The sequence below is a fragment of the Candidatus Protochlamydia phocaeensis genome (assembly GCF_001545115.1).
GTDB lineage: Bacteria > Chlamydiota > Chlamydiia > Chlamydiales > Parachlamydiaceae > Protochlamydia_A > Protochlamydia_A phocaeensis.
This window is the reverse complement of the sequence record NZ_FCNU01000010.1, coordinates 13,093-26,428: the sequence shown is the minus strand read 5'-3', so window position 1 is coordinate 26,428 and position 13,336 is coordinate 13,093. Positions and strand designations below refer to the sequence as shown.

Here is a 13,336-nt window from a genome sequence, read left to right as displayed (position 1 = left end):
ACGCCTAATATCCTCAGCAAGGCTATTCTACCAAATCCTTCTCTTATTTAAGTTGCTTGGAGTGTGACATCAATTAGGCAATAAACCCGATGAATTCTTTTCCTTCTTTTAGGGAGAAATGAATTCGAATAAGGTTCATTGCCTAATTGAAGAGACGCTTAGAAAAATGAATTTAAATTATTATGAATTCGAGCACTCTCTCTTATTTTAATATTTTATTAGTAATAAATGATTTTGTTTATTATATTTTGGTTTTTTAATATTTAATCCATATTAGCAGCTTATAGGAAAAAATGCCTTTAAAATTGAGAACGCTTAAAAATACTCCAACTTTTTCTTCTGAAAATTCTTTTTCGTTTCAATTAAGGGTATCTAATTTTTATAAAGGAAGATGTTATAGAATTTTAAACACTAAAAATTTTGGAAAATTCTTATTTATTCTTTCCAAATTAAAAACAACTTCTAAAATTATTATCATTTGCAAAAATCGGAATAACACCTTTAGAGCAGTTTTGGAAAGGCGTCATATTAAAGAAAAAATGGCCTTAATCTTGAACCGCTTAATTCAAAAAAAATTAGTCTTAGCCGATTTCAAGCAATTAAACGATTTAAATATTTCAATAAATAAAGTTGCGCATTTAAGTGCAAAGAAAATAAAAAAAATTCTCTCTTTTGAAGTTCCTTTCTATGGAAAGGATTTTGACTCTTATCTATATGCCTTAGATCTGGCAAAGACGGCCAAGCAATTTAAAATGGCTCTCCTTTCTTTAGAACTCCATAAACAGCGAAAAGGAGCGTATGTAGATTGGATGGAGATTCCGCAATTGGAGCTATTGCTAAACACTAATTCGGCTATTTTTGATGTTCTCGTCAATCCGCCACAAGAAGATCCCGAGGCATCGAACGTTTGGGACCACTACATAGTTAGAAAAAAGGATTGGAATAAATTATATGCCAATTCTAATCAGCAAGACTATGGAAAGATGATGCACCGCGGCATTCAACTTGCAGCTTTTGGCCTAAGGGAAAAGCAATGGAGCGTCGAAGATATGGTCAATTTCCTTGCCTTCCATCGCTGCTGGATCGCTTATCAGATAGGGCATTGCTTCTTTGAGAATTACGGACAAAAAAGAGAAAAACCCTTTCTGACCTCGTTTTCCGGAGAATATCAGGATCTGGGAAAGCGCCTCGAAAAATTAGGCCAATCCATGCCAACAAATGGACTCCAGCTCAAAATAAAAAGAAATGAGAAAACAAATGAGCCTCATTTCATGCAATTTTTTACGCAGATAGAGGAAAAAATCTTTCCTCTTTCCTTCGTTATCTTCACTTGTCACCAAACCCTAGAACATACCCAGCCTTCCCATATTGAAGGCATAATGGACACCGTCTACTCTCTTTATAAAAAGGCTTTGCAAGAAGAAGATTCAAAGATATTGACCGAACAATTGGGCAAGATCTTCTGGTTTGTTTGCCAGGCCAAGCCTTGGAATCTGGGCGATCCCAGCATTGCAGAAATGATGATCCGAACCGTCTGGGCGATCAAGGGGCTAGAAAGTCCTCCCTGGAAAGTTGATCTTATCCCCTGGGTAGAAGTAACCTGCCAACCTGATATTGAAATATTTGCTAAAGACTTTACTTGTTTATTTGAATGGAAGGAATCCAAAGAACAAGCAACATTAAATATGCCCATGTAAATAGTTGCTTGCAACTGATAATTATTATCAAAAACCTTAAATAATTAACTAAACAAAATAAACTATTAAGCTGCAAAATTTTCTAAAGATAGGAAGGAAATTATTCTCCTTTCTACTCTTTTCTTATGGCATGCTTCAGCATCTTGCGCCTGACAACGCAGAAAGCGTGTCTATTCCCTCTATGAAAAGGTTTTGAAAGAGAAAAATGCCAAAAATTGACAGAGCAATTGGGTAGGATCTTTTGGTTCGTTTGCCAAGCCCTGGAGTCTAGGAGATCCGGCATTGCAGAAATGAGGATTAGAACGATTTGGATGATTAAAGAGCAGAGAAATCCTCCTTGGAAGAGAGATCTCATCTCTCGGATTGAGGCGGCCAGCTAACTCGATAGCGATGCGTTTGTAAAAAGCTTTGCTTCTTTCTTTGATGGGAAAAATGGGAAGGCTGATCCTAGCGAACTGTAATCGAAAACACATTTTCCACAACGACTTCTTAGGAAGAGTAATCTTATTAATAAAATATCTCTTCCTCTTCATTCTTTGTGGATTTGTTGATAAAGGCAGCTTTTTACTCGTATTTCCTGTGTTGATGAATTGTCAATGCCTTGTTGCTAGTTGAGCAGATATAGACAGCTGCAAATTTTATCGACCATTTATCTTCTCTCTTGCCAACAAAAAAGTTCGAGTTATGAACAATCTTTCCGAATGATAGGGAATGGAATCCCTACTCATTTTGAGCTCAATTCGGCATAAATTGATTATTTAACTTGAGTAAAGAAAGAATTTAAAATGAATGATTAAGATGACTTGTGTTATACTGCTAAAAACTTTTATTGGTTAATTTTAAGTTAATTTAGTTTATGAATCTGCCGAATCCTCATCCCACCTGCCGTCATTTTAATAACTGTTCCGGATGCAGTGTTGATTTGGCTCTTTCTCCTCCTCCCATTTGGCAGGAAATCGTTGATCATTTTCAAGGCCTCTTAATCCCTTCTTTGTGCCAGGGGCCTTCAACCGAATGGCGCTGCCGGGCAAAATTGGCGGTAAGAGGAAGCGCGGCTCATCCCTTAATTGGACTATTTAAAAGACAGTCGCATGAGGCCGTTTCCATTCCGTTTTGCTTGGTTCATCATCCGCACATCAATGAAGCCGTTGAACGCATCAAGCATTGGATGCGCTTCCATCATTTGCAGCCTTATCAAGAAGATGTGGGAACGGGAGAGATAAGATATTTGCAATTTGTTGTCGAACGCTCCTCTGGCCTTGTGCAGGCCGTCTTTGTGATTAATTGTCGGGACGATTCTTCTCCCGTAGCACAAAAGTGGCATAAGTTGCTCTCCGATTTATTTGAGGAAGATCAAGGGAAATTTTGGCATTCGATTTGGCTGAATTTTAATGGCCGCAAGACCAACACGATTTTTGGCGAGGGATGGGCAAAGGTTAAAGGAAAAGATCTAATTTGGGAGTCTTTTGGGCCGATTTCTGTTTGCTATCAGCCGGCCAATTTTGCTCAAGCCAATCTTAACCTTTTTGAAAGCCTTCTCCATCGCATTTGGGAATGGATATCCCCTAATGCTAAGGTAGCCGAATTTTATGCGGGAATAGGCGTGATTGGACTCTTTATTGCATCCAAATGCGCTTGGGTCAAATGCGAAGAAATCAATCCTTATGCAGAAAGCTGCTTTGACCTGTCTAGAAAACGCCTAAAGCCTGAAGAGGCCGCTAAAATATCTTTTCATTCCGGATCGGCTGAGGATTGCGTTTCCATCATGATAGAAGCGGATACAGTCATTGTCGACCCGCCAAGAAAAGGCCTCAGCAAATTTTTTATGCAGGCTTTAATTCACTCTCCAGTTAAAAAACTAATTTACGTAAGCTGTGGATGGGAATCTTTTAAAAAAGATAACCAAATTCTATTGCAAGAAGGCTGGAGGCTTAAAAAATTGGAGGGCTATGCATTTTTCCCTGGAAGCAACCACATTGAATTGTTGGCTTGTTTTGAAAGATAAAACAGCCTTTTAATCCCTCTTAAGCCGTCTTTTTTTAATTTGGGTTTATAAGAATCGATGCATGACATAGGCATCGACAAGCCCAAATTTTTGATGGTTGAATGCCCCCGGAAGCGTGCCAACGATTTGAAAGCCAACAGCCTTCCAAAGCTTGACAGCTGCCTCATTAGTGGAAACGACAATGTTGAATTGCATGGCTGAAAAGCCAATTCTTTTTGCTTCCGATAGAGCATGGAAGGCCATTTGCTTTCCAATTCCCTTTCCATGCTCTTGTGGATGGACCATAAAAGAGCCATTGGCTACATGGGAGCCGAGCCCGCCCTGATTGGGTTTTAAAATATACGTTCCCACGATTTTATTATCCTTTTCGGCGACATACGTCATCAACGGCGCTATCATCCACGCTTGTTCCGCTTCTTGATAAGAAGTGGCAGGATCGAATACATAGGTATCACCGGATTTGACCACTTGGTGGAAAATGTCCCAAATTTGCGGAAAGTCTGTTTGAATCGCTTGGCGGATGTTGATCATAATCTGGCAGCTCTATTACTTTTAAGTGAAGATTTTTTCGCATCCTTTGTAACCAATCGGTTGCGAAGTTATCAACAATTTTCCCATGGATAGGGAAGATATGATCACTTTTCTAATCAATTAAAAAATAAAAAAACCGTTTTTAGATATGTTGTTGGATAGATTTTAGTTGTTTAAGTCAATTTTTTAAGTTAATTGTCGACACATTTTCCACAATCAAATCTTCTTGCTTATCCTCCTGAAGCAAAGGCTTGTAAAAATGTTTGTTCATGGTGGATCAGCCACTTTTTGCGGGCAATGCCGCCAGCATAGCCGCATAAGGCGCCGTTTATCCCAATTACCCGGTGGCAGGGAATTGCAATCGCAAGTTGATTCGAGCCATTGGCCAATGCAACGGCGCGGACAGCAGCCGGTTTTCCAATTGCCAAAGCAATGTCAGAATAAGAGCGCGTTTCTCCGGCAGGAATTCGCCTTAATTCTTCCCATACCTTTTTTTGAAAGGGAGAGCCGAGCAAGGAGAGAGGGGTCTTAAAGTCCGTTAAATGTCCGTCAAAATACAGCTTTAATTCCTCTTCAATCGAATAAATGGGAGCTGTGCGGCCTGGAAGGATAGAGGCATGAAGCTTTTGCTGCAGGCGCGCAATTTCTCTTTCCAAGCCTCGGCGGTCGGTAAATTCCAATAAATAAAGCGCGTTTTCATCGGCCATGGCAATCATGGGACCAAGCGGTGTATCTAGCCAGGCAGCTTTAAGAATGGCGGAGTGTTTCAATTTACCGGGGGCAGTCCCGATCAAACGGGAAAAGGCGTCGCGAAAACCGCTCCCGGATTCATAACCGGTCGATAGCTGGGCTTCAATGACAGGCTCTCCTCGCTGAATTTGCTTTAACGCCAACTCTATGCGGCGCGCCCGGGCATAGGCAATAAACGTCATGCCGAAACGCTTTTTAAATTGGCGACGCACGGTTGAGGCATCAGCGCCTAGCTTGGCAAAGTCCTTAGCGGTCCAACGTTTTTCCGGATCTTGTTCAATGGCCTCAATGAGAGTTTGCATGAGTCGGGAGGCTTGCTGCGGATGGAAAAGCGGACGGCAGCGCTTGCAAGGGCGGAAAGAAGCCTGAATAGCTTGCTGGGTGGTCTCAAAAAATTCGCAGTTTTCTAGCTTGGGCTTTTTAGCCGAGCAAGTGGGGCGGCAAAAGATCCCCGTCGTTTTGATGCCTACAAAAAAGACGCCTTCATACTCTGTTTTTTTGGCTATAAAGGCTCGATAATAGGCTTGTTTATCTTCTTCTGATATCATATGCGCCTCGCTTGATATCTTCTATTATAGCGCATTTATCAAAAGCTGCCGCCGAAATTCGGGCATGGAATTTTTATCTCCCTCCCTTTTAATGGCAAAGAAGCGCACGTGGAACAGAGCTCAATAAAAGATTGTACAGCCGCGCTGCTCCAGCTCTTGAAACCAATCAGGTGGAACAAAACCCTTATTGAGCCTGACATCGAGCTTTTCCAATTTTTGGAGGGTGCGCAGGCTGGAGGGCAAAGAGAGCAGTTTGTTGCCTCGCAAATCGAGGAAGCGAAGGTTTTTTAAGTTTCCTATTGTATCGGGCAAAGCGGCGAGTTGGTTGGTTCGCAGGTCCAGATCTGTCAAACTCTCCAAACAGCCGATAGAAGGTGGAAGCGTGGCCAATCGGTTGTCTTCCAGCATCAGCTTTCTCAATTGCGTTAGCTGGCCGATAGAATCCGGCAGCGCGCTGATTTGATTGTGCATGGCATGACATTCCCTAAGCTTGCGAAGTTCGCCCAAAGAGGCGGGCAGAGCGATTAAACGGTTATGGTAAAGGCGCAATTCAATGAGGGATTCAAGAACCGGCAAATGAGCGGGAAGAGTTGTAAACAAATTGTGGGAAAGATTTAAATAAGTCAGCTGTTTTAAGAGGGCGAAAGAATCCGGCAAAGAAGCCAGGCTATTGCTGGCCAAATACAGGAATTGAAGCTGCTGGAGCTGGCCGATCGCTTCGGGAAGGGCGGCAATTTGATTGTAGTTGAGATCCAGCACGCGTAAATGGATTAAATGCCCCAATTCATGGGGAAGAGATGGAAGGCTATTGGCGCTTAAATTCAGCCTTTCCAAGCCCGTTAATTTAAAAAGAGAGGCCGGGAGTCCACTTAGCTTGTTCTTGTAAGCGCTAAGGCTTTTTAAGCGTTTTAAAGCAATTAGCTCGCCTGGAAGCTGGGCAATTTGATTGTCGTCCAGCCAAAGCTCTTCTAAATGAGGATGAGTAAAGACTTCTTTTGGAATAGAGGCGAGCTGCTGGGCGGTAAGGTTGAGTGCAAGCATGAGAAGGCTCTTTAATTGGGCAATTCAAGTTTATCAACTTATGAACACAATTTTCCCCACTTCATTCTGTATAACTGGCCATTTTTTGAATGAAGCGCGGCAGGTGAGGATCAGTGCGCGATAAGGGAATAGCACTCAAGTCAAACCAGCGGATTTGATGGAATTCCTCTTGATCGTAGTTAAACCGATGATCCGGGTCTGCTTGTATCACATACCAAAGAGATACATCGGTATGCTGGGCTACGTTTCCGAAGGTTTGATTAACGGTAAGCAAAATAGGTGCGTCAAATAAAAATTCGGCTTCGATGCCCAGTTCTTCCTTCACTTCTCTTCGAACGGTTTCTTTGGGATGTTCGCCAGGCTCTACATGTCCTCCGGGAGGAAGCCAGAGGCTTGCTTTCTTGTGGTCGACGAGCAAAATTTTTTCTCTTTCAGGCGAGACGACAACAAAATAAGACACGAGATGGGTAGCGGGCGTCGCCGGCTTTTGCGTGCGGAAAAGTTCGCTGCCCGATTCAATCCAGCGAAGGACGAAATCAATGTGTTCTTTCTCCACTTGGTCTAAAGGAGTCAATGCCGAGACCAACTGCTGAATTTCAAATCGAACCGTTGCGCTCATAGTGTCTTCCTTAAAAGGTACATTTTGGAATTATTCTCATAGCCTTCTCGAACAAATTCAATCGCATAGCCAAGCTTTTGATAGAAAGGAAGGGCTTCCCAGTCCATTGTATTGACCGTCGCAAAAGAACACAAGCGCTCTCTCCCAATTGCCTCGGCCTCTTTTATCAATTTTGTTCCAAGTCCTTGCTGGCGTAGCTCTTCTTTGATCCACAGCATATCCACATATAGGCAGCCGTAATAGCTAATGCCCGTGGCACCTCCCAAAACTATTCCTTGTTCATCTTTGACGAAGATACCGAATGTTTTGATCGGATGTAAGGCCTTTTTAAGTACAGCCTGTTCATTGATGCCCTCGAAAAGGACATGGGCAGCTTTTTGATCTGGTTCGTCTTGATGCTCAAATCGGTAGTTATTCTGTTTGCTTTGATTCATAGTAAATTCCTTAAAGCTAAAGCAAGAGGGTAATTAGGCTGGATTAGCTAATATTTTTTCCATTTTATAATTAATGAGCGCGACCTGATTTTTGGTGACTGTTTGTTCACAAATAGTGGTAAATCCTTGTTTTTCAAAAAAGGGCTTTGCCGTGATGCTGACTTCGGCAAAAATGCGAGAGATATGCTGCCGCTGCGCTTCTTCATGAATGCGGCGCATCAAAGCCGTTCCAACTCCTCGGCCGATCCACTTATGGTGGCAATAAAAGCAATCAATATGGCCATTGGGCTCAAATTCGGCAAATCCCACGATTTCTTCGCCGATCAAAGCGACAAAGGGCTTGGTTCGGGAAAACTTCTTTTCCCATCCCGCCGGTTCTAGGCTGCTGGAGGGCGCCCAGACATCCACTTGTTCTTTTGTATAGTGCTGCGAATTGATCAAGTGAATGGTATTGAAATAAATGTAGGCCAGTGCCTGAACATCTTCAGGCCGGTATTTTCTGATAACAATGTGAGGAGACATATCTACTGCCTTTAAACAAATGCATGAATGATGGGATATTTTTGAATGCCCGGAAAATTTTAAGATAAAGTTATTGCAGGCCCTCTTATCGCGTAGTAGGCCATTGCGGCAAGGGATAGAATGGCAGCGGCAATCAGGATGAGTTTGGCCGAGAGCAGCAAAAGCGCGCCGCCAAATAGGCAAATAAAGGCATCGCCCAAGACGCGCAAAGATATCTGCACGCCCATCACCTCTCCTTGGATTGCATCGGGAACAGAATCGGAGATTTTAACCGTTATCAGCGTCACGGCAAGACCGATGACAAGGCCGCTTAGGGTAAAAAGAAGCATCATCAAGACCGTAGAATCGGTCAGCACGGTTCCCATTAAGAAGAAGGCAAATCCCAGAATAGAATAGATGACGGCCATGCGCTTTGAAATGCGCGAAGACACGATGGCGGGCAGCCAGCCATTGCCAATGGCAAGGGCAAGGCATAGGGCGCCGTTATAAAAGACAAGCTGGGCAGGATTTAAATCCCACTTCACCGTCAGATAAACGGGGCCGAATTCATAAAAAATGTCGACGGCCAGCGTAAAGCAAGTGGAAGCGATCAAGAGGAATTTCAAGCGTTTGTTTGAGAATAAAACACCTAACCTGTGCGTGAGATTGATGCGCTGCCAAAAAGACCTCTCTTCAGGTGAAGACGGCGTTTTGCTGTCTTTGATCATCAAGAGGGATAGGCCTGTCAGGCCGAAAAAGAGGATGCATATAAAATAAAAAGGCGTGGATGCTGTCAACTCTGCAAATAAACTTTTGTCCGCCATCAAACCTCCCAAGAGAGGGCCTACAAGAAAGGCGATGGAAGAGGCGGCATTGATTCTGCCAAACGTGTCGTGCTTGGAAAGAGCGGTAATATCAGCCGCCATGGCGCGTACAATGGCGATATTGCCCTCCATCAGACCAGCCGTAAAGCGGCTAAGGATCAACAGTCCCAAGTACTGCCATTGAATGGCAATGCCCGATAGCAAGTTGCAAAAAGCGGCAATGAGCAAGCTTCCGGACAAGAGGCGCTTGCGTCCATAATCATCGGATAGGGAGCCAAGAATGGGGGATCCGAGAAATTGGCCAAAAGGATAGGCCGCCAGCGTAATCCCCAGATAGATGGCGCGGCTGGATTCTCCCCAGCTCGCAGGTAAAATGGAATAGTCCGGATTTAAAAAGAGCGCAGGAAAGATGAGGTAAGGCATGGAGATGCCGACAAAGCCCAAAAAAACAATAATTAAGATGACCCAAAATTGACTTTTCTGCCGGCTCTGCTCATTCATGGCTTTTCTCACACTAAAGGCCTATCTTTTTAACCATACCTGAATTTGAATCAAATAGCCTCTAAAATTTTATAATAGCAGATAGCATAAAAAGTTAATTCAAAGAACGTGTCCTATAAATCTAATAATAAAACAGAATCTACTATTTATCAGGTGTTTAAGGTGTCAAGTAATCTGTTTAAAGGACCCACATGGCTTCTTTTTAAAAACTCAGCCAATGCATAAGTCGCTCCTTTCTGCCTAGCTTTGGCAGAATTATCTCCAAAAGGCATCTTGAGAAAGGAAGGAAGCGGCTCTTGAGAATTTAACATATCCTCTAATTCTTCCTTGCTAAGGCGCTCTTGCGATGAGCCTTGGGCATTCTGGGCTGACTTGAAGCGAACGGTTGTAATTACCATCAGGAGGGCAAGGGCCATCAGCTCAAAATGGGCCTTTTCTTGCGCTGTTGGAAGCCGGTCGCCAAGATAGGCATGGAATAGTTCTTGGCGGTATTCTTGGGAAAGGACTACGGAAAATTTCACCACGTCGGAATAATGTTCCTGATGCCATTGTTGGAAATGATGAGGCTTTAACTTACTATGAAACGGCTAAAGATGTGATTGCTGCAAATAATCAAAACCTAATGGTGTGCGAGGAAGCAAGTGTGTACATCGCTGAAGCAACTCAAGATAGCCTCAAGGAACATTGGAAAGTTAACTTCTGGCAGGATATCGATGCTCAGAACCATGTCAGAAATGAAATCGACGATCATCTTTTTGATAAAGTGCGAGGAGAGTTAGGAGTTAACCTGCCTGAAAATCAAATGGATACTTTGATCGAAAATCTAATGAAAATTGCCAAATCGAGGACGGACTGTTGAAAAATACATCACACCAAGTTGAGTACGGCCAAAGTGTCATCCATTTTTCCTTGCAATTTAGCGATCGTAAGACGGTTGCTATATCTGTACATCCAGATTGTCAGGTAATCGTTGCAGCACCCAATGACGCTGATCTTTCCCGAGTCCAAGAGCTAGTGCATAAACGAGCCCGTTGGATTCAAAAGCAACAGCAGTACTTTCAGCAATTTCTTCCGCGAACACCTGCAAGAAGTTATGTAAGTGGAGAAACGCATCTTTATCTCGGTCGTCAATATCGCATAAAGCTGGTTACAGCAGATAAACCCTTATTCAAGCTTTCTGGTGGGCATTTAATCATCCATCATCCAGATCCTTCTTTAGCTGATAATGTAGAGGAGGTTTTATATAGTTGGTATCGGCAGCGCGCGGAACAAAAGTTTAGAGAGCGTTTTAAACTTTGTCTCTCAAAATTTCCTTCAAAACCTTCTATAGTTATGCCGGAGGATCAAGAACTGCATATCCGTAAAATGAAATCTAGATGGGGAAGCTATGCCCCGTCGGGTCGCTTGACGCTAAATCTTGAGCTTATCAAAGCCCCTATCGAATGTATCGACTATGTAATTGCTCACGAACTTTGCCATGCCGTTTATCCCCATCATGGGCCTAAATTTTATAGACTTCTTGAAACAGTGATGCCAAATTATAAAATTAGAAAAGCATCATTAGAACAGATTTTGTCCTAACGAGCGCTGTAAACAATTTCTAGAAAATGACCTAGAAACTATTTTAAATGTTTTTTAGAATTTATAAGCTGGGTTGTTTTCAACCCAGCCCGTTTCTCTTTTAATACTTCGAGTTATGAACTAGCACTAACTTAGCTGCTTCCAATCTCAAAGATTGATTCGGAGAATCAAGAAGTTCTATCAATGCAGTAAGAGCTTTATTCTCTGCTGCTTTTTGAACTTCACTTTTTGTTTCATTTTTTGAAAGTTCTCGTTCTAAGGCCTCAATTTTCTTAGCTTGTTGAGCCCTTACTTCTCGAGCTTTTTTCCAGTTGATTTCTTGATCAGATTGATCAAGTTTTTTCTCAGGGACGAACTGAGGGCCATCATTAGATAAGCCTACGTCATTTTTTTGTGTCAAGATAACACCATTTTAAAAGTTAAACTAATTGAACCCTTCCCATTGAAGGGATTCGATGGTTTTATAGCATAATTTAAAATTTATTTACATGATTTTGAGTTGGATCTCTCTAAGGGGCTTTTTAACATAGAAATCAACCTAGAAAAACCTAGAAGCTTAAGCTTTCTAGGTTCCTATTCATGGTTGTACGATTAAAAGATCGAGATCGAGCCCTTTAGCAGCAAAAGCCTTTTTGAATGGCTGGAAAGCCCCATGCAGCGTTTGGGCTGCTATTTCCCCGATATTTCCATCGTGGTAACTGAGAGGATCGTGTCGCAGACGATATGAAAGATCGAGGTCGAGGGCAACATACATCTTCGAGATTTGGCGTCCTTCGGTCTTTTGACGTTGATATGTTTTTTCCAATTGTTCGGTCGCTTTTTCAAGAAGTGTATTGACCCATTCCTTCTGAAGAGCTTCTTTTGTGACCTGTTGTCTTTGTGTAAGACGTGCTTCATCGGAGGGCAACTGCACGCAACATGGCTTTAGTATCAATGGCCGCAAGAATAGAGCGCGAAGCAAGTGACTGAGTTTTTGCTCTGAGGTCCATTTTTTGAGTGGAATAGCATTTGTTGCGGTCGGGATATTCTCAATAAGAGGAAGGGCGCTGCCGTAGTTACTTCCTTCGAAACCTATGAAAAGAGGAAAGCACTTGATTAAGCCCAATGGAGGCTGAATAGTTTCTTGGAGATAGTTAAGATAGGAGCAGATTGCGTGGTTGAAATTGGTAAAAAAATCATCCCATATTTGAACCTCCCCAGCAATCTTCTCGTCCAATCCATGTCGGGGTGTTTTGGCTTTGCATTCAATAAGATCATAGCTGTTCGCTTTAAGGCGCTTTACAATCAAATCGCAGCCCGGCTCATCTTTTAGTTGTGGAAGAAACGTTAGTATATCTTCGGGATCACATGAGCTTTTGATGAACTGAGCGGAGGTTTTAATTTCTCCCAATAGACCGGCAATCTCAATCGCAAAGGGTTCTAACTTCTCGCTATGATTGAGCGCTCCCCGCGCTTTGTTCGTGAGTTCTTGCCATGACTCGTCAGTAGTTTGGGAGTGAATGATTTGTAGGCGTTCTTCCAACCATTCTATTGGACTTTCGAGGAGCTTACGGTTTATTTCTGGGGAAGAGAGGCGATTATGGTACGCAAGATATCTCACAATCGATTGATAAATCCAAGGGTTACAATAGAAATTATACAGTCTGCGATCTGCGAATTGCTGCGCTTTAACAGGTGCAACAAAGAGTGAATAAAGAAGTGGATATGTTACCTCAAGGTGATCGACAGCGTTCTTGTGTTGCTTTATGAAATCCCCAATGGTAGGGCGAAAAAATTCATCTATGAAATTTGCAATAGCCTTGTCGTACATTTCTTTTAGAACCGGAAACCGTTTTTGAATTTTTTCTATTAGCAGGTATACGGTCTCCCGACTTTTAGGAGGGCCGATATATTCGACAGTGAAGGCTAGTCCTCTTAAAAAAACACTTTCTGCTTTAAGAATTAGGCTTTCATGCAGATTAACAAGCAGATCGGAGAAAAACTTCTCAACATAGGGGATTGCAAAAAATTCAGAGAAAATATGTAAGCCTTCAGGAATATTTGTTCCGTACTGTTCGCAATAGTGTAGCAGCTGCATCAGATGGTCGAGAGCTTGTGCTTGTCCATCGGCACTATCCACTTTGATATTTTCAAATTTTCCATAGCTGATCGCCAAAACAAAATCTTGAAGAAGTTGGTGAGATGATGTTACTTGCATAGTCGTGCCTCTAGAAGGACTAATTTTACCATTGATCGGCTTGTTATACTATCTCTATTTTCCTGCTAATACAGATGGGCATATATGGCTTGAAGCAGCAAATTGCA

Annotated in this window: 14 protein-coding genes; 4 read left to right on the top strand and 10 right to left on the bottom strand. The window is 42.4% G+C overall.

Features of this window, described 5'->3' with window-relative positions; translation table 11 throughout:
* The first annotated feature begins 512 nt into the window (after positions 1-512).
* Positions 513-1,697, top strand: coding sequence for a hypothetical protein (locus BN3769_RS03370; RefSeq protein ID WP_195155540.1), 1,185 nt, complete (start codon positions 513-515; stop codon positions 1,695-1,697).
* Between the two features lie 856 nt (positions 1,698-2,553).
* A complete protein-coding gene (locus tag BN3769_RS03360; RefSeq protein ID WP_068467569.1) occupies positions 2,554-3,702 on the top strand; it encodes a class I SAM-dependent RNA methyltransferase in 1,149 nt (382 codons plus the stop codon).
* 45 nt (positions 3,703-3,747) lie between these two features.
* Here BN3769_RS03360 and BN3769_RS03355 read toward each other — a convergent pair whose 3' ends face one another.
* The 8 genes from BN3769_RS03355 to BN3769_RS03320 all read right to left on the bottom strand — a co-directional run bounded on the left by BN3769_RS03355 (position 3,748) and on the right by BN3769_RS03320 (position 9,975).
* Positions 3,748-4,233 carry a GNAT family N-acetyltransferase gene (locus BN3769_RS03355; protein WP_228840605.1) on the bottom strand — a complete coding sequence of 162 codons (486 nt, stop codon included), beginning with the start codon at positions 4,231-4,233 and terminating at the stop codon, positions 3,748-3,750.
* 230 nt (positions 4,234-4,463) lie between these two features.
* Positions 4,464-5,531: a bifunctional transcriptional activator/DNA repair enzyme AdaA gene (locus BN3769_RS15120; RefSeq protein WP_068467566.1), complete on the bottom strand. Its 1,068-nt coding sequence runs from the start codon at positions 5,529-5,531 to the stop codon at positions 4,464-4,466.
* A gap of 120 nt (positions 5,532-5,651) precedes the next feature.
* A complete protein-coding gene (locus BN3769_RS03345; RefSeq protein ID WP_068467563.1) occupies positions 5,652-6,572 on the bottom strand; it encodes a leucine-rich repeat domain-containing protein in 921 nt (306 codons plus the stop codon).
* A gap of 61 nt (positions 6,573-6,633) precedes the next feature.
* Complete coding sequence (locus tag BN3769_RS03340) at positions 6,634-7,191, bottom strand: NUDIX hydrolase (protein WP_068467561.1); 558 nt, start codon at positions 7,189-7,191, stop codon at positions 6,634-6,636.
* Complete coding sequence (locus BN3769_RS03335) at positions 7,188-7,625, bottom strand: GNAT family N-acetyltransferase (RefSeq protein ID WP_068467559.1); 438 nt, start codon at positions 7,623-7,625, stop codon at positions 7,188-7,190. The genes BN3769_RS03340 and BN3769_RS03335 overlap by 4 nt, the downstream gene beginning before the upstream one ends.
* A 33-nt stretch (positions 7,626-7,658) precedes the next feature.
* Positions 7,659-8,147, bottom strand: a complete 489-nt coding sequence (locus BN3769_RS03330; RefSeq protein ID WP_068467557.1) for a GNAT family N-acetyltransferase — start codon at positions 8,145-8,147, stop codon at positions 7,659-7,661.
* Positions 8,148-8,206: 59 nt separating this feature from the next.
* A complete protein-coding gene (locus BN3769_RS03325; RefSeq protein ID WP_068467555.1) occupies positions 8,207-9,451 on the bottom strand; it encodes an MFS transporter in 1,245 nt (414 codons plus the stop codon).
* Positions 9,452-9,600: 149 nt separating this feature from the next.
* Positions 9,601-9,975 (bottom strand): hypothetical protein, encoded by a 375-nt coding sequence (locus BN3769_RS03320; protein ID WP_068467553.1) that lies wholly within the window; start codon positions 9,973-9,975, stop codon positions 9,601-9,603.
* Between the two features lie 119 nt (positions 9,976-10,094).
* On the opposite strand from BN3769_RS03320, the gene BN3769_RS03315 reads away from it, so the two are divergent.
* Together BN3769_RS03315 and BN3769_RS03310 are read left to right on the top strand one after the other, a co-directional pair.
* Positions 10,095-10,310, top strand: a complete 216-nt coding sequence (locus BN3769_RS03315; RefSeq protein WP_154017806.1) for a hypothetical protein — start codon at positions 10,095-10,097, stop codon at positions 10,308-10,310.
* Positions 10,307-11,032 carry a M48 family metallopeptidase gene (locus tag BN3769_RS03310; RefSeq protein ID WP_068467549.1) on the top strand — a complete coding sequence of 242 codons (726 nt, stop codon included), beginning with the start codon at positions 10,307-10,309 and terminating at the stop codon, positions 11,030-11,032. The genes BN3769_RS03315 and BN3769_RS03310 overlap by 4 nt, the downstream gene beginning before the upstream one ends.
* 100 nt (positions 11,033-11,132) lie before the next feature.
* Here the strand turns inward: BN3769_RS03310 and BN3769_RS03305 are convergent, their stop codons facing one another.
* On the bottom strand, positions 11,133-11,432 hold the full coding sequence (locus BN3769_RS03305) for a hypothetical protein (RefSeq protein ID WP_068467548.1): 300 nt from the start codon (positions 11,430-11,432) through the stop codon (positions 11,133-11,135).
* A 177-nt stretch (positions 11,433-11,609) separates the two neighbouring features.
* Positions 11,610-13,229: a hypothetical protein gene (locus BN3769_RS03300; protein WP_068467546.1), complete on the bottom strand. Its 1,620-nt coding sequence runs from the start codon at positions 13,227-13,229 to the stop codon at positions 11,610-11,612.
* Positions 13,230-13,336 lie beyond the last annotated feature (107 nt).